Below are 16865 nucleotides of genomic sequence, written 5' to 3'. Positions count from 1 at the left end.
AGGCGAGCATCAAGTCCAAGCGCATGCTGGCTGCGACCATTGACGAATTTCGTGCCGAACTGCTCGGGGTTATGACATGAAGGTGCGATTGCCCTGGCGAAGGAACCCCTCTGGGTGCGGTGTCGATGCGGATCTCGCTCGACAAGGCGAATGCGGCGGTGACGGAGTTCCGCAACGAAAGCATCGCATTTGCGCTCCTGGTGTCGATACCGCTGATCGGTTTCGTCTACTTCTTCATCAGCCGCTTCGTTACCCGCCCGCTCGACCAGCTCAATGCCGGGATGGCCGAGATTGCCGCGGGCGGCGGCGACCTGACGCGCCGGTTGCCGGTGCGCGCTGGTGATGAGATCGGGCGTGCCGCGAGCTCCTTCAACCAGATGCTCTCGACCCTGGGCGGGCTCGTGCGCCAGGTTGGGGATTCGGCGACCTCGGTGACGCAGGCTGCGCATGGTCTGGCCAAGGATGCGGAAAGGGTTGCGGAGAGCTCGCACCGGCAGAATGAAAGCTCGGTCACGGCTGCAAATGCGGTCGATGCGATGGTGGAGAGCATCTCCGACATCGCCACGCGTACCGCAGGCGTTCGGGAACGCTCGCATGACAGCCTGCGGCGCTCCCAGGAGGGCACGCAGAGTCTCGCCCGCCTGGTTGGCGAGGTCGGGGGAGTCGAGACAGCGGTGCGACAGATGGCCGACGCGGTGTCGGCGTTCGTGGCATCTGCCCAGGCCATCACGCGCATGACCGGTGAGGTGCGCGAGATTGCCGAGCAGACCAACCTGCTCGCGCTCAATGCCGCGATCGAGGCAGCGCGTGCCGGCGAGCAGGGGCGGGGTTTCGCGGTCGTCGCGGACGAAGTACGCAAGCTGGCGGAGAAGTCGGCCAAATCGGCCGGCGAGATCGACACCATCACGCGCGAGGTCACCAGCCGTTCTGATTCCGTGCAGTCGGCAATCGACCGCGGCCTGGATCACCTCGCCTCCAGCCGCGAGATGGCCGACGCGGTGCAGCAGGTGCTGGCAGCGGCCAACTCGCTGGTGGTGGAGGTTGGCGAGGGCCTGGACCGTATTGCCGACGCGACCGGAGAGCAGCGCAATGCGAGTGAGTCCGTCACGCATAGCATTGGCGAGATCGCAGGCATGGCGCAGAACAACAACCAGGCGCTGGAGCAAACGGTCGCTTCGGCGCGCGAACTCGGCGAACTCGCCTCTCGGCTGCAGGAGTCGGTTGCGCGTTTCCGCTTCTGAACGTGCCTGCGTCGCCGACCAGACTTGGCGGCGGCGCAGGCTTTCCTGCTGCTGTCCGTCGGCTTACTCGATGCGGACAGGTACGAAGATGCGGGCGTTTCCACGCTGGATCAGCACCGCGAAGCGATTACCCGCCCCCTCGAGCAGGGCGCGCAGTTCAGTGACGTTCTTCACCTGCTGGTTGTTCACCGCAAGGATCACGTCGCCTCGCTGCAGCCCGGCCCGGGCGGAAGGGCCGTCGACACTCTCGATGATCACGCCGCCGCGCAGGCTCAGTTCCGCTGCTTCCTGGGCGGTCAGGGTGCGCGCGCTGAGTCCGAGTCGTTCGTTCAGACGCTCGACCTGGCTGGGTGTCGCCTCGCCCGCGCTGGCAAGCGTCTCGGTTTTCATCTCGTCCAGCGTCGCGGTGATGCTGCGACTGCGGCCGTCGCGCCAGACTTCCATCTTCACCCGGGTGCCGGGCCGCTTTTCACCGATCACCCGCGGCAATTCCGCTGAATCGTTGATGCGGCGACCATCCACGCTCAGCACGACGTCGCCCGCCTGCAGGCCCGCCTTCTCGGCCGCGCTGTCCGGCTCCACGCTGGCGACCAGCGCGCCGTAGGCCTCCGCGAGTCCGAAAGACTGCGCGAGATCCTTGTCGACGCCCTGGATGGCGATGCCCAGACGCCCTCGTTGTACGCGGCCATGCTCCACGAGCTGGTCCTTGATGTTCATCGCGACGTCGATCGGGATCGCGAACGAGATGCCCATGAAGCCGCCCGAGCGTGAGTAGATCTGCGAGTTGATGCCGATCACCTCGCCCGCGAGGTTGAACAGCGGCCCGCCCGAGTTGCCCGGGTTGATCGCGACGTCGGTCTGGATGAAGGGCACATAGGTTTCGTCCGGCAACCTGCGTGCCTTGGCCGAGATGATGCCCGCAGTCACTGTGTTCTCGAAACCGAAGGGCGAGCCCATGGCCACCACCCATTCGCCCACACGAGCGTCGTCGGCGTTGCCGATTCTCACAGCCGGGAGATCCTTGGCGTCGATCTTGAGCAGGGCGACGTCTGTGCGCCGATCGACGCCGACGACCGAGGCCTTGAACTCGCGCTTGTCGATCAGCGTGACCGTGACCTCCGAGAGCGCGGGATCCGCGTTCTCGTCCGTGACGACGTGGGCGTTGGTCAGCACGTAGCCATCCCGGCTGACGATGAAGCCCGAGCCGATGCCCTGGCGCGCACGCGGACCCATGCCGGGCTGGCCGGGGAAGCCGGGCATGGGTACACCGAAGCGGCGCAGGAAATCGTAGAAGGGATCGTTGGCCATGGGGTTTTCACCCATCGTGCCCTGCGTACTGCGCTGCACCACGCGGATGTTGACCACGGCAGGACCGACCTGCTCGACCAGGTCGCCGAAATCCGGCAACCCGTAGCGGTTCGGGCTCACCATGGAGGCGGCCGGCGCCGCCTGGGCATGTGCGTGGGGGATGAGGGCGGTGCCGGGCAGGGCGGCAGCGATCGAAAGGGCGAGAGTTGTGGTGAGGATGTGTTTGCGCATGATCGAGTCCGTACTGAATTCCAGGTTCGACGACGGGAGGTGGACGTCGAAGTGCGTCCGGTGTTCCCCGAGTCGCATTCGCTTGCAGATCCCGCGTGCGGTGGAGCGTATTGGGCGGCCTGGAGGCCTGCGCTAGAAGGTCGTCTCCAGGCTCAGGTAGATGTGTGGCGAGCTCTCGTTCGGTGTGCGAGCGCGATACTGTGACGTCGCCTGTAGCGGCTTGTGTGCAAGTTCCTGGTGGCGGCCGAGCAGGTTGGTTGCGGTCACGCGCGCCTGAACCGGCTGGCTTCCGAGCCGGAAGCTGCGGCCCATGCTCCAGTCGAGGGTGGTGTAGGCCGGAACGCTGTAACGCAGTCCGGGAACGTGATTCGTCCCGGCCTCGAGCGGCCCCATGCGCATCACACTCAGCATGGAGTGCCACGCGCCCAGTTGCTGCAGCCAGCTCAGGGTGGCGGTATGCGGCGCGATGCTGCCACGCACCACGGGGTCGTCAGCGCGGCGGTCGATGACGCTATGGGTGAATAAAAGGGTTGTGCCGGCGCTCGGCTTGAAGCTGAGTTGGTATTCGATCCCCGTCAGACGGATCCTGCCCGGCATGTTGGTCCACTGCGTTGAACCCATCACCGGATCCAGGGGCAAGGTTGGGGCGACCGGGGTGCGGTGGATGTAGTCCCGGATGCGCTCGTCAAAGATGCGTGCGTCGAGCAGGCCGCCGAACGGGAAGGCGCCCAGGTAGCCGAGCTCCCAGGTGTCGATGCGGGCTGGCCCGAGTCCGGGGTTGGGGGTATGGCGCTGGTTGACCGCACCAAGCCCCGCGGCGCTGACGACCACGTTGACCCAGCGCTCGTGCAGCGTGGGCTGGCGCCATGCACGCGCATGGCCGAGGCGCCAGGTGCTCGAGGCGTCAGGCTGCCAGTTCAGGAAGACGCGCGGCGCCAAGCGTACACTGTCGCCTTCGATGTGTTCGGCCATGGCGCCGATGTTCCACAGCCATTCGGGCGCCATGCGCCATTCGCCGTTGCCGAACAGGCGCCACTCCTGCCGCGTGGGTTTGCGACCGTCGCTGAACAGGAAGTCCGACTGGATCCGGTCGTAGCGCCAGCCCGCACCCCACAGCAGGCGCAGCCCTGCCGTGGGTTCGAAGCGATGCTGGAATTCGATGTCATCGCGCTGGCTGCTGCGGTTGTTGTTGACATCGCCATAGGTATCCGGGAGCAGGCCGCACAGAGCGCCGCAGTTCGCAAGCGAACGCACCTGCCAGGCATCCCGGGTGCGCTCGCTGTTGTGATACCACGACAGCAGCCACTCTTCCTCGGCCGAGGGCGCATGGCGCCATTTGGCGTGCAGCGAGTAGTCGCGCTGCCGGAGGTTGCGCTCGCCGCTGCCGTCGAACAGTGTGCCGGTGTAGCCGACGCCGAGCTTGCCATCACTGTAGGCTGCGGAGAACTCAAGCGCATTTGCCGGATCGATCTGAAGGTCGCCGCGCAAGCCGAGGACGCGCAGGCGCTGGTCGTCGCGCAGACCAGACCAGCCGTCGTCGCGTGATTCCTGAGCGGTGATGCGCAGCCCCAGCGGCCCATCGTGCATGACTGCACGGCCAGTCACATCGACGATGCCATGACCGCCGAGGCGCACACCGACCGAGCTGCCGGTCTCGGCTGCGGTGTGCCGGGTGAGGATGTTCACCACGCCGAGAAAGGCGTTGGATCCGTAGCTGGCGGAGTTCGAGCCGCGCACGATCTCGATGCGCTCGATATCCTGCAGCGCCAGCGGAATGGCGCTCCAGTTCGCGCCGCCGGAATAGTGCGGAGAGTAAATGGAGCGGCCGTCGACCAGCACCTGCATCTGGTTGGGGTATTCCGCCCCGAGCCCGTGATAGGTGACCCACTGCTGGTTGCCGCGCTCCTGGGCGACCTGCATGCCGGGCACGAGTCGGAACAGCCGGGTCAGGTCGCGGTACCCGGTGGCTGCGATGAACTCGGCATCGAGTACGGTCATGGCCGCCGGGGTGTCGGACAGGGGCTGGGGCAGGCGCGATGCGCTCAGAACGACCGGCAGCGGCTGGAAGAAGCTCTCTTCCGCCTGCACCGACAGCCCGATGCCCAGGGTCATCAGGGCGATGATTGACGAGGGGAGTCGGGTGGCATGAAACGGCATCGGCGCGGGAAGCAGCGTGGGCACGGAGTGCGCAGTATACCCATCCTCAGCGGGGGCTGGCTGAGCACCTGTCGCGCCTTACGGGGTAACATTCGCCATCGCCTGCATCGGTTGCCCGGACTGGATTGTCCGCCCACCTCATGACCCTCACCGACTTACGCTATCTCGTCGCACTCGCCCATGAGCGCCATTTCGGCCGCGCAGCCGAGAAATGCCACGTCTCCCAGCCAACGCTGTCGGTCGCGGTGAAAAAGGTCGAGGAAGAACTCGGCATCCAGCTCTTCGAGCGCAGCGCCGCCGAAGTCAAGATCACCGAGACCGGCCGAAAGATCGTCACGCAGGCGGAAAAGGTGCTTATGGAAGCGAGCCAGATCGCGGAGATCGCCGCGGCCGGCAAGGATCCGCTCTCCGGGCCGCTGCGCGTTGGCGTGATCTACACGATCGGCCCCTACCTGCTGCCGAGGCTGATCCCGCGCGTGCACCAACTCGCGCCCAAGATGCCCCTGATCATCCAGGAGAACTTCACTGCGCGTCTGTCCGAGGCGCTCAAGCGTGGTGAGCTCGATGTGATCATCCTCAGCCTGCCCTACGAAGAGCCGGGTATCGTCGCCCAGCCGGTCTATGACGAGCCGTTCCGTGTGCTGCTGCCGGTGGAACACCCTTGGACGGCGGAGAAATCCATCTCGGCCGAGCACCTGGCCGACGATCAGCTACTGCTTCTCGGTGCAGGCAACTGTTTCCGTGAGCAGGTGCTCGAGGTGTGCCCGAGCTGCCGCAACATTGGCGGCCTGCAACGCACGCTGGAAGGCAGTTCGCTGGAAACCATCCGGCACATGGTCGCCACCGGCCTAGGTGTCACCGTGCTGCCGAGCTCCGCAGCCGATGATGCATCGACGCAGAATCCGCTCGTGTCCGTGCGCCCCTTCTCCGATCCGCAGCCTTCGCGCCGGGTCGCGCTGGCGTGGCGGGTGACCTATCCCCGAAGCGGTGCGATCGATGTGTTGCGCACTGCGATCCTGGACAGCGGTCTTCCCGGCGTGAAGCCCGTCGGCCGCAAGCCGTCGTGATAGCCCTTCTGGATGAAGGGGATCTCCATGATCAATTGGATCAATCGGCGGGATTGGCTTAGCATCTGAATGTACGCGGCACCGAAGGGTGCCCCCCATGAACAACGCATCGAAAGGAGAGTCGGCATGGATATCGATATCGGCATCAACAAGAAGGATCGCGCGAAGATCGCGGAAGGCCTGTCCCGCCTGCTGGCCGACAGCTATACGCTGTACCTGACCACGCACAACTTCCACTGGAACGTGACGGGGCCGATGTTCAACACGCTTCACACGATGTTCGAAACGCAGTACAACGAACTCGCACTGGCGGTGGACGAGATCGCCGAGCGCATCCGCGCCCTGGGCTTCCCGGCCCCTGGTACCTACAAGGAGTTCCAGAAGCTCACCAGCATGAGCGAGCCCGAAGGTGTTCCGAGCGCGCAGGAAATGATCCGCCTGCTGGTGCAGGGCCAGGAAGCGGTGATCAAGACCGCACGCAGCATTGCCCCGATCGCCGACAAGGCGAGCGACGAGCCCACGCTTGACCTGCTGACCCAGCGCATGCAGGTGCATGAGAAGACCGCCTGGATGCTGCGCAGCCTGCTCGAAGCTTGAGCCGCCGGCAGGCGGTGATCAAATGAGAAACGGGCCCTTGAGTCCGTTTCTCATTTGCGGCGTTCACTGTGCCAGGTCCAATCCTGCTGGATCAGCCCGCCTTCTTGCGGGTTGACGCTCGCTTGGGCGCGGGTGCCTCGTCGGATTCCCTCTCTGCCGCGGTCTTGGCACCTGCCTTGGGCGCCTTCGGTGCCTTGGCCTCGAATTCGAAGCCAACCTTGCCGTCCTTGCCGCGCACCAGAAAGGCGGAGAACTTGCGCCGCGTGCGTGCCGATACGAAGCCCTTGAGCAGGTCGGTCCTGCCTTCGGTCAGCAGCTTCGCCATCTGCTCGCGCTCGATCGGCTGCTGCAGGATGATCTTGCCGGAGCGGAAATCGCAGCTCTTGCCCGGCCCGACCGACTTCTCGCACACGTAGGCCATGCCGTGCTCGAACACGCGGCTGGCGCATTTCGGGCAGGCGCCGATGCTCTCCTGCGCGGAGAAGTCCACCGCCTCCACCTCTTCGCCCTCCTTCGGCTGGCCGAAGTCGAAGGTGGGCTGCTTGTCCTCGTTCAACACGATGTCGGCGTTGAACAAGCGCCCCATCTTGTTGCGGAAGCCGAGCAGCGGGCCGACCTTGCCTGCGCGCAGCAGGGTTTCGATCTCGTCGTACTCGAACTGGCGGCCGGCGACGATCTTCCAGGTGCTCCAGTCGCAACTCTGGCAGGCGAACTTCTTGTAGTTCTCCTTCACCACCCCGCCGCACTTGGGGCACGGCGTCTGCAGGGTGACGAACTCGCCCGGCACGGTGTCGGACTCGTAGCGCTTGGCGCGCTCGACCACCTCGCGCGTCATCTCGGCGATCTCGTTCATGAAGGCTTCGCGGCTGAGCTTGCCGTGCTCCATCTGCGCGAGCTTGTATTCCCAGCCGCCGGTCAGTTCGGGCGAGGTCAGCGCGGTGACGCCCAGGCCCTTCAGCAGCGTGATCAGCGAGAAGGCCTTCGCGCTCGGGATCAGCTCGCGGCCTTCGCGGTGGATGTACTGCTCGCTGATCAGACCTTCGATGATCTGCGCGCGCGTCGCCGGGGTACCGAGGCCGCGCTCGGCCATCGCCGCGCGCAGCTCCTCGTCGTCGACCATCTTGCCCGCGCCTTCCATTGCGGAGAGCAGCGTGGCTTCGTTGAAGCGCGCTGGCGGCTTGGTCTGCAGCGATTTCACCACGATGTCCTCGGTGGACACCGTCTCGCCCTGCTTCACCGCGACCAGCTGCGGGGCGCTGCTTTCCTTGGTGTCTTTCTCGTCGTTGGCGGCTTCCTTGCCATACACCGTCAGCCAGCCCGGATTCACCAGCACCTTGCCCTCGGTCTTGAAGGCCTCGCCCTCGACGCGGGTGATGCGGGTGGTGATCTGGTACTCGGCCGCCGGGTAGAACACCGCCAGGAAGCGCTTGGTGACGAGGTCGTAGATCTTGTGCTCGGCGTCCGACAGGCTCTTCGGCAGTGCGCCGGTGGGGATGATCGCGAAGTGGTCGGAGATCTTGGCGTTGTTGAAGATGCGCTTGTTGGGCTTCACCCAGCCCTGCCTGGTGATCTCGTTGGCGAAGGGCGCGTACTGGTCGGGCAGCGTGCGCATGACCTCGCTCACGGTGGCGAGATAGTCCTCGGGCAGGGCGCGCGCGTCGGTACGCGGGTAGGTCAGCACCTTGTGCTTCTCGTACAGCGCCTGGGCGAGTTGCAGCGTCACCCGGGCGGAGAAGCCGAAGCGGCCGTTGGCCTCGCGCTGCAGGCTGGTGAGATCGAACAGCAGCGGCGACAACTGGGTGGAGGGCTTGGCCTCTTCACTGACCACGCCCGGCTTGCCTGCACACTTGCTGCGGATGGCCTCGGCCTGGGCCTTGTCCCACAGGCGGAAGGCGGTGGCGTGCTCGTCGCCCTCGGGCTTCTTGAACTTCTCGTCGAACCAGCGCCCCGGGTACTCGCCGGCGGCGCAGCCAAAGCGCGCCTCGAGTTCCCAGTAGTCGCGCGACTTGAACTTGCGGATGCGGTCCTCGCGCTCGACCACCATCGCCAGCGTCGGCGTCTGCACCCGGCCCACGGTGGTGAGGTGGAAGCCGCCGGTCTTGGAGTTGAACGCGGTCATCGCGCGCGTGCCGTTGATGCCGATCAGCCAGTCGGATTCGGCGCGGCAGATCGCCGCGTTGCGCAGGCCCTCGACGTCCTGCGCGGCGCGCAGATGGGCGAAGCCGTCGCGGATCGCCTGTGCGGTCATCGACTGCAGCCACAGGCGCTGCATCGGCTTCTTGCTGCCCGCGTGCTGGGCGATGAAGTTGAAGATCAGCTCGCCCTCGCGGCCCGCGTCACAGGCATTGATGAGGCCGGTGACGTCCTTGCGCTTGATGAGCCGGGTGAGCAGCTTCAAGCGGTCCTCGGTCTTCTCGATCGGCTTGACCGCGAAGTGGGGCGGGATGACCGGCAGGTGGGCGAAGGTCCACTTTCCGCGCTTGACCTCGAACTCCTCGGGCACGGTGAGCTCGAGAAGGTGACCCACGGCCGACGACAAGACGTATTCGTCGGACTCGAAGTAGTCCTTCTCCTTGGTGAAGCCGCCCAGCGCACGGGCGATGTCCTGCGCGACGGAAGGCTTTTCCGCGATGATCAGTTGCTTGCTCATGCTCTATGGAAAACGAGTGGCGCGCCAACGGGGGACGCGTCGGTTGGGAAGCGGCGGATGATACGGACGCCCTGCGGGTGCAGACAAGTCGTGCAGGGGCTGGGTTCAGTGCAGCGTGGGTTCGTAGGCCCAGTCGTCTTCCTCGGTCAGCAGTTCATCGACCATCAGCATGTCGATCTGCTCGTCCTGCTGCCACAGCACCATCAGCACGATGACCTTGAGACGGTTGAGCGTGATCGTGAAATCGTCCAGCGCCATGGCGCGCTCGATGATCAACTCGCGATGCGCGGCGGACAGCACGCCGGCGCTTTCCAGCAGGCTGAGGAAGCCGCGACAGCGCGGATCGAGCTGGGCCTGCTCCTCGTCCGTGTAGATGCGCACGGATCCGGCGCTCGGGGCCAGCCCCGGATGGATGTCGCGCGAAACGCGCCGCAGGCCGGCGAGCCAGTCCAGCGCCTCGGAGATGTCCTCCTGGTCGAAGCCGGCCGCCGAGAGCTTGCGCGTGAGCAGGTCCGTCTCGGGGAAGGCATCGGTGTGGATGTAGCTTTCGAACAGATAGACGAGGATGTCGAACAAGGCGGCCTCTTGTGGGTGCGGCGCTTGCCGGACGTGCGGTGCGTCGCGGCGGAGGGTCTTGCGGGACGGTGCGGCCGGTTTCAGGTGCGCTGGAAGCGACCGCCAGGCAATCTGGCCAGCAAGCCCTCCAGCTCGAGTGGCAGCAGGATGGCGTAGAGGGCATCCACCGTCAAGCCAGCCTGTGCCGCCAGCGTGTCGATGTCCACGGCCTCCTGACCGATGAGTGCGAGCAGGCGGGTGCTCTCGTCATCGAGTTCGAGCGCATGCTGGATGGGGCCGGGCGCGACCTGCGGCAGCGCTTGCCCTGCGTCCGCGGGCACCCTTCGCCTGCCGCGTTTTGCAGCTGGCGCGGCGTGGAGGGCGGGCAGACCGAGCCGGCCGCGCAACTCCTCGATGACGTCTTCCGCAGTCTCGACCAGTTTTGCCCCGTCGCGGATCAGGCGGTGGCAGCCTCGAGAAAGGGGGGAGTGGATGGAGCCGGGTATGGCGAACACTTCACGCCCGCTTTCGGTGGCCAGACGGGCGGTGATCAGCGAGCCGCTGTTCACTGCAGCTTCCACCACCAGCACTCCTTGCGCGAGGCCCGCGATGAGGCGGTTGCGGCGCGGAAAGTTGTGCGGAAGCGGCGGGGCGCCGAGGGGTAGCTCGCTCACCACCGCGCCGGTATGTGCGATCTCGCGCGCAAGTGGAGCGTTGCGTGCCGGGTAGATACGGTCGATACCCGTGCCGATGACCGCCACCGTTCCGCCGCCCTCAGGCCCAGCCGCGAGGGCACCGCGGTGTGCCGCGGCGTCGATGCCCAGGGCGAGCCCGCTGACGATGGAGAAGCCCTGTCCTGCGAGCGCGTGCGCGAAGGCTTCGGCATTGGACATACCTTGCGCGGTGGCCGAACGCGCGCCGACCAGTGCGATGCCGTTGCGCAGCAGCAGCTCGGGGCGGCCTTTGACGTACAGGAGCAGCGGTGGGTCCGCGATGTCGAGCAAGCCTTGCGGATAGTTCTCGTCAGCCAGGGTCAGGATCTGGTTGCCGGGCTCGTCCGCCCACGCGAGGCTGCGCTCGATGGCTTCGATGTCGGGGTCCGCAAGGATCGCGTCAGCCGATTCGCGCCCCACGACCGCAGCGAGCGCGCTGCGGTTGGCGTTGAAGATGTGGTGGGGCAGGCCGAACGCCGCCAGCAGATTGCGCTGACGGCTTGCGCCCAGCCCCGGGATCGAGGCCAGGCGCAGCCAGTGCGAGCGCTCGTCCCCTGCGGGCTTCAGCATGAAGCGGGTGAGTGCGCACGTACCGGGGCGGCGATACTCAGGGTTTGCGCACCGCGTCGGAAATCGTCACCTGGCCGTCTGATTCCATCACCAGCGCGTAGGAGACACGATCGAAGACGCGGAAGACGAACACGAGGCCGTAGCGCTTCTCCGGCAACTGGTAGGTTTCCTTGCCGTCCTCGCCGGTGTACTCGGCGACGCCGCGGTTGCGATACAGGGTCAGCACATGGCCGCGCTCGACCCCATCCTGTTCGCCGACATTGAGCGCAACCACGTGGAGACGGCCCGTCTCGGTGACGCCGCGGTGGATGGCGATGATGCGGCCTTCAACGTCCTGCTCGGGGGCGTGCGGAGCGTAGGAGAAAACGCTCGGTGTCTCGCTCGGCATCATCAGGTCGCCAACGCCGATTTCCTCGACTGCGGAGGTGATCTCGAGCGTGGTGGGGTTGCCGCGCTCGGTGACGCGGGCAGTGCCCAGATAGGCGGCCTCCCAGGCGATGGTTTCGCGTGTCAGCGGATCCTCGAGCGGACGTGCGGGGCGGTAGATGTGCCACACCTCGGTATCGGGATCTACGTTCTTTGCGAACACGGTATCGCCCGAGCCCGTCAGAACGCGGCTGGTTTCGGTGGCGATGATGGTTGCGGAGCCTTCCAGGCGCGGCTGGTCCACGACCAGCGGGCGGTTGAGGAAGGGTTCGATGACCTGCAGCGGAATGCTGGGCACCGCGGCGTCAAGCGCTTCGGTGTAGATCCTCGGGCGGATGCCCCCGTCCTGCGCACCGACGCGCTGACCGATCGTCAGCCACGGGCCGCTGCGGTCGAGCAGGATGACCTGGCCGGGATAGATGAGATGCGGGTTGCGGATCTGGTCGCGGTTCAGGCGCCAGACTTCAGGCCAGCGCCAAGGCTGCCGGAGGAAGCGTCCGGAGATGTCCCAGAGCGTGTCGCCGCGAACCACCGTGTAGCTGTCAGGCGCATTGTCGGCAAGTTGCACGCCGGACTGGGCATGAGCGGTCGCGCCGAGGAGGGTCGCGAAGCCAACGAGCAGAGGGAATATAATTCGAATCATTGTTCGCATCCGGTCGGAGCGGAGCTGGCCGGGAGGATCCCGGAACACCGCGGACTGATCAGGGTCGAAACCGGTAACGAGCGCTGTCGCAAACTGCTCCGGTATCCCGTCGTAATGCATGCATGAGCATGCGAAACCGCTCGAAATTCTGCACTTAAAGACTTATCCCAGCAAGGCATTCATGGCTCTCCTACCCATTCTCCGTTACCCCGATCCTCGCCTGCACACGGTTGCCCGACCGGTGGCGGAGGTGAATGACGAAATCCGCCAATTGGTGAAGGACATGGCCGAGACCATGTACGAGGCACCCGGGATCGGTTTGGCCGCGACCCAGGTGGATTTTCATCAGCGCGTCATCGTCATCGACGTCAGCGAAGACCAGACCGGTCTCATGGCGCTCATCAACCCCGAGATCCTCGAGCGCGATGGCGAGCAGGTGCATGAGGAAGGTTGCCTGTCCGTACCCGGAATCTACGAGAAGGTGACGCGTGCCGAACGTGTGAAAGTTCGCGCCCTGAACGAAAAAGGCGAATCTTTCGAGTTCGAGGCCGATGGACTGCTCGCGGTGTGTGTGCAGCATGAGATCGACCATCTCGATGGCAAGGTCTTCGTCGAGTATCTCTCGCAGCTCAAGCTCGGCCGCATCAAGGCCAAGCTGGCCAAGAAAGCGCGCATCACCGCGTGATGGCCGCGCCTTCATCCACGGCTCGCAGCGGCTTGCGTGTCGCTTTCGCAGGAACGCCCGAATTCGCCGCGATCGCGCTAGAGGCCATCCTCGCCGCAGGGCATGAGGTGTCGCTGGTGCTGACCCAGCCCGACCGCCCCGCCGGGCGCGGCATGAAACTGACGCCCAGCGCGGTGAAGACGCTTGCGCTCGCACGCGGCATCGAGGTCGATCAGCCCGAGAAGCTGCGCACCGAGGAGCAGCGCGCACGCCTCGCCGCGTGTGCGCCCGACGTGCTGGTGGTGGCTGCCTACGGTCTGATCCTGCCCAAGGAGGTGCTGGATTTGCCGCGCCTGGGCTGTCTGAACATCCACGCCTCGCTGCTGCCGCGCTGGCGGGGTGCAGCCCCGATTCACCGCGCGATCGAGGCGGGTGACGCCGAGACCGGTATCACCATCATGCAGATGGACGAGGGACTGGACACCGGCGCCATGCTGCTCAGGCGCGCCACCGCCATCCTGCCGACCGACACCACGGCCAGCCTGCATGATCGCCTTGCAGCGCTGGGGGGCGAGTGCATCGTCGAGACGCTGGCCGCCCTGCCGCGCGGTGGGCTGATCGCAACGCCGCAGCCGGCCGAGGGGGTAACCTACGCCGCCAAGATCGCCCGCGCCGAGGCCGTGATCGACTGGACACGCCCGGCGAACGACATCGAGCGCATGCTGCGCGCTTTCGATCCCTTTCCCGGGGCGGCCTCCAGCCTGCGCGACACCTTGGTGAAGTGCTGGGCTGGAGAGGTCGTGCCCGGCGACGGCGCGCCTGGCACCGTGCTCGCGGCCGACGACGGCGGCATTACCATCGCCTGTGGCCGTGACGCTTTGCGTTGCACGGTGTTACAGCGCCCGGGCAGCAAGCGCCTGCCCGCAGGGGAATTCCTGCGTGGATTCCCGGTCTCTGTCGGCGAGCGCTTCGCATCTGCAGCATGAGCGCTGGCGGCGTCCGAAGCGGCCTTGAAGGCGGCCCCGGGCGCCCCAAGCTACACTGACGAATCAATCTTGCAGGAAGGATCCCGCAATGTTCGGAAACTGGATCAAGACCTCCATCCTGATGGCCGGCATCGTCGCCCTGTTCGGCGCGATGGGCGCGGCCATCGGCGGCCAGCAGGGCATGCTGATCGCGCTCGTGATGGGCGGCGCGATGAACGTCTGGGCCTACTGGTTCTCGGACAAGATGGTGCTGAAGATGTACAAGGCGCGCGAGGTCGATGCCGCCTCTTCGCCCTATCTGTACAACATGGTCGCCGAGCTCGCGCGCCGCGCCGAGTTGCCCATGCCCAAGGTGTACATCATCGACGAGGCCCAGCCCAACGCCTTCGCCACCGGACGCAACCCTGAGAACGCCGCGGTTGCGGCCACCAGCGGCATCATCCGCATGCTCTCCGAGCGTGAGCTGCGCGGTGTGATGGCGCACGAACTGGCGCACGTGAAGAACCGTGACATCCTGATCTCGACCATCTCGGCGACGGTCGCCGGCGCGATCTCGATGCTTGCCAACTTCGGCATGTTCTTCGGCGGGCGTGACGGCGAGAACCGTCCCAACCCCATCGTGAGCATCGTGATGATGATCCTCGCGCCCCTGGCCGGCATGGTCATCCAGATGGCGATCAGCCGCACGCGCGAGTTCGGTGCGGACCGTGGCGGCGCGGAGATCTCCGGCGACCCCGAGTCGCTCGCCAGCGCGCTCGCCAAGATCGACGCCTACGCGCGTGGCATTCCGATGCATACCGCCGAACAGCATCCCGAGACGGCACAGATGATGATCATGAACCCGCTCTCCGGCGGGGGGCTGCGCGGCTTGTTCTCCACCCACCCGTCCACCCAGGACCGCATCGCCCGTCTGCGCGCAATGGTGCGCTGAGGCTACCGAAGCCGGCGGGTGCGCACGCCCGCTGCAAGCTGCTCCCGAACGCGGTAGCATGCGCGCCTTGGCAGGCAATCGTGGCCGATCTTCGTTCGGCCCGCCCGCCGCGGAGCGTTCTCTCCGCGCCTCGTTGCCCGGCATTGCACCGGGCGGATTAAGTCCCGGCGCACCTGCACCGGGACGGCTGGCTTGCCGTGCGTTCGCGCGCCGGCTGCCGAAAATCGGGAGTAGTTCATGCACGACATCCATTCTGCAGGACGCAGAGGCTTTATGCTGTCTTCGGCTGCGCTCGCGCTCGCTGGCGTCCTGGGTTCAAGTTCTGGCGCGGCGTTTGCCGCACAGCCGCCGGCCCGACTGGTCATTACCGCAATTCCGGACGACGGCGACGCCGATCGCATGCGCGAGCATTTCGGCGCATTGGCGCGCCTGCTCGGCCAGGCAACAGGCATTCCGGTCGAGTACATGCACGTCGAGAACTACGCCGCCAGCGTCACCGCGCTTGCGACCGGCCGTGCCCACATTGCCTGGCTCGGTGCCGTGACCACGGCGCAGGCGCGCATGCAGATGGGCGAAGCGCTCACCGTGCTGGGCTGCCGCGACATCGACAAGCGCTTCGTCAGCTATTTCATCGCCAACCCGTCGACCGGCCTGACGCCGGTGAACGATCTCGCCGCACTCGCCAAAGCGGCCCAGGGCAAGGGCTGGAGCTTCACCTTCGGCAGCAAGAGCAGCACCTCCGGGCACGTGATGCCGCGCAAGTTCTTCATGGACCAGACCGCGAGCACGCCGGAGAAGGTGTTCCGCACCGTGGCCTATTCGGGTAGTCACGACGTGACCCTGCGCATGGTGGCCGACGGCACGCATCAGCTCGGCGCCCTGAACTACGCGTCCTGGGACAAGGCCGACGAGGCGCTCAAGGCCCGTGCGCCGATCGTCTACAAGACCCCGACCTACATCGATTACGCCCTTGCCGCCCGTGCCGACCTCGGCCCCGAACTGCTGACGGCCTTGCGCAGCGCGCTGCTGTCGATCGACGGCAGCACGCCCGAGGGGGCACAGGTGCTGAAGTACCTCAAGGCCGGCAGCTTCGTCGAAGCCGAGGTCGGTGAGTGGCAGCATTACGTCGACCTGCTCGAGTCCGGGCTCGACATCGGCGGCTGAGCGCCGCGCGGGCCCTTCCCCGAGGGCGGGCGGCTGTGGAGAGCTTGTTCGCAGGTGCGGGCAAGCCTCGCGCCCACCGTCCGGTTCATCAGACAGCATGGGTGCGCGCCGCGTGCGTCGCATGCCCTTCATCGATCTCATCATGAACATCGACTCTCCCGACGTTCCGGCGTGTTCGCTACCGCCGGTGCGCCTGGCGGCGGCGGCGGTTGCCTATGGCGGCCAGCGCGTACTCGACGACATCAGCCTGGATATTGCGCCCGGTGAGCGTGTCGCCGTCATCGGCCCTTCCGGGGCGGGCAAGACCACGCTGTTTCGGCTCGTATCGGGGCTGGTGAAGCCTGCGGCCGGGCATGTGCTCACGCTGGGTGAGGATACGCGTCATCTGCGCGGGCGGCGGCTGGCGCGGCTGCGACGGGCGGTGGGTTTCCTGCATCAGCAGGACAACCTGATTCCGCAGTTGCGAGTGGTGCACAACGTGCTCATGGGCCGCCTCGGCCACTGGTCGATCGCACGCGCGCTGCTGTCGCTGTTGTGGCCTCAGCAGATCGAGCGTGCGCGCGCGGCGCTGGTTCGCGTCGAACTCGCCGACAAGCTGTGGGCGCTGCCCGACGAGCTGTCGGGCGGCCAGCAGCAGCGTGTCGCGGTTGCCCGCCTGATCGTTCAGCAACCGAGGCTGGTGCTGGCCGATGAGCCGGTGAGCGCGCTCGATCTGCGCCTCGGCCGCGAGATCATCGGTCTGCTGGGTGAGTTGGCACGGCGCGACGGGGTCACGCTGGTGGTCAATCTGCACACGCTGGATCTGCTCCAAGGCCATTTCGACCGCGTTATCGCCTTACGTGGCGGTCGCCTGTTCTGGCAGGGTGAGCCGGCGCAGATCACGCAGGGAATGTTGCGTGATCTCTACGGTGCCGAGTATCGCGCCTTGCACCTGGACGAGATCGAGGTACCGGCGTGAGCGG

Annotated in this window: 13 protein-coding genes and 1 pseudogene; 8 read left to right on the top strand and 6 right to left on the bottom strand. The window is 66.1% G+C overall.

The window, feature by feature from the left end; all coding sequences use genetic code 11:
* Positions 1-98: 98 nt before the first annotated feature.
* Positions 99-1241: pseudogene (locus tag ACPT9U_RS14960) on the top strand (methyl-accepting chemotaxis protein); the annotation flags it as partial.
* A 63-nt stretch (positions 1242-1304) separates the two neighbouring features.
* On the opposite strand, the gene ACPT9U_RS14955 reads toward ACPT9U_RS14960, so the two are convergent.
* Together ACPT9U_RS14955 and ACPT9U_RS14950 are read right to left on the bottom strand one after the other, a co-directional pair.
* Complete coding sequence (locus ACPT9U_RS14955; protein WP_435751496.1) at positions 1305-2780, bottom strand: DegQ family serine endoprotease; 1476 nt, start codon at positions 2778-2780, stop codon at positions 1305-1307.
* 132 nt (positions 2781-2912) lie between these two features.
* Entirely contained in the window at positions 2913-4961 is a 2049-nt protein-coding gene (locus ACPT9U_RS14950) for a TonB-dependent receptor plug domain-containing protein (RefSeq protein ID WP_435751495.1), read from the bottom strand.
* 116 nt (positions 4962-5077) lie between these two features.
* Between ACPT9U_RS14950 and ACPT9U_RS14945 the strand changes: the two genes are divergently transcribed.
* Positions 5078-6004, top strand: coding sequence for a hydrogen peroxide-inducible genes activator (locus ACPT9U_RS14945; protein ID WP_418365269.1), 927 nt, complete (start codon positions 5078-5080; stop codon positions 6002-6004).
* Positions 6005-6130: 126 nt separating this feature from the next.
* The gene (locus ACPT9U_RS14940) at positions 6131-6601 is read left to right on the top strand and encodes a Dps family protein (protein WP_435751494.1); all 471 of its coding nucleotides are present in this window, start codon (positions 6131-6133) and stop codon (positions 6599-6601) included.
* A 91-nt stretch (positions 6602-6692) separates the two neighbouring features.
* Here ACPT9U_RS14940 and ACPT9U_RS14935 read toward each other — a convergent pair whose 3' ends face one another.
* The 4 genes from ACPT9U_RS14935 to ACPT9U_RS14920 all read right to left on the bottom strand — a co-directional run bounded on the left by ACPT9U_RS14935 (position 6693) and on the right by ACPT9U_RS14920 (position 12158).
* Positions 6693-9251 carry a DNA topoisomerase III gene (locus ACPT9U_RS14935; RefSeq protein ID WP_435751493.1) on the bottom strand — a complete coding sequence of 853 codons (2559 nt, stop codon included), beginning with the start codon at positions 9249-9251 and terminating at the stop codon, positions 6693-6695.
* A 105-nt stretch (positions 9252-9356) separates the two neighbouring features.
* Positions 9357-9827, bottom strand: a complete 471-nt coding sequence (locus ACPT9U_RS14930; protein ID WP_418365266.1) for a DUF494 family protein — start codon at positions 9825-9827, stop codon at positions 9357-9359.
* 80 nt (positions 9828-9907) lie between these two features.
* Entirely contained in the window at positions 9908-11089 is a 1182-nt protein-coding gene (dprA, locus tag ACPT9U_RS14925; protein WP_435751492.1) for a DNA-processing protein DprA, read from the bottom strand.
* Positions 11090-11126: 37 nt separating this feature from the next.
* Entirely contained in the window at positions 11127-12158 is a 1032-nt protein-coding gene (locus ACPT9U_RS14920) for a LysM peptidoglycan-binding domain-containing protein (protein WP_435751490.1), read from the bottom strand.
* Between the two features lie 181 nt (positions 12159-12339).
* Here ACPT9U_RS14920 and def point away from each other — a divergent pair, with 181 nt between their 5' ends.
* The 5 genes from def to ACPT9U_RS14895 all read left to right on the top strand — a co-directional run bounded on the left by def (position 12340) and on the right by ACPT9U_RS14895 (position 16861).
* Positions 12340-12843, top strand: coding sequence for a peptide deformylase (gene def / locus ACPT9U_RS14915; protein ID WP_435751488.1), 504 nt, complete (start codon positions 12340-12342; stop codon positions 12841-12843).
* Positions 12843-13808, top strand: coding sequence for a methionyl-tRNA formyltransferase (fmt, locus tag ACPT9U_RS14910; protein ID WP_435751487.1), 966 nt, complete (start codon positions 12843-12845; stop codon positions 13806-13808). Before def ends, fmt begins: the two co-directional genes overlap by 1 nt.
* A gap of 88 nt (positions 13809-13896) precedes the next feature.
* Positions 13897-14739 (top strand): zinc metalloprotease HtpX, encoded by an 843-nt coding sequence (gene htpX / locus ACPT9U_RS14905; RefSeq protein ID WP_418365261.1) that lies wholly within the window; start codon positions 13897-13899, stop codon positions 14737-14739.
* 237 nt (positions 14740-14976) lie between these two features.
* A complete protein-coding gene (phnD, locus tag ACPT9U_RS14900) occupies positions 14977-15903 on the top strand; it encodes a phosphate/phosphite/phosphonate ABC transporter substrate-binding protein (protein WP_435751486.1) in 927 nt (308 codons plus the stop codon).
* A gap of 121 nt (positions 15904-16024) precedes the next feature.
* Positions 16025-16861 carry a phosphonate ABC transporter ATP-binding protein gene (locus tag ACPT9U_RS14895; RefSeq protein ID WP_435751485.1) on the top strand — a complete coding sequence of 279 codons (837 nt, stop codon included), beginning with the start codon at positions 16025-16027 and terminating at the stop codon, positions 16859-16861.
* Positions 16862-16865 lie beyond the last annotated feature (4 nt).

Source organism: Thauera sp. AutoDN2, from assembly GCF_051280715.1.
GTDB lineage: Bacteria > Pseudomonadota > Gammaproteobacteria > Burkholderiales > Rhodocyclaceae > Thauera.
Note: the sequence above shows the minus strand (reverse complement) of the source record. Positions and strands in the feature narration are given on the sequence as shown.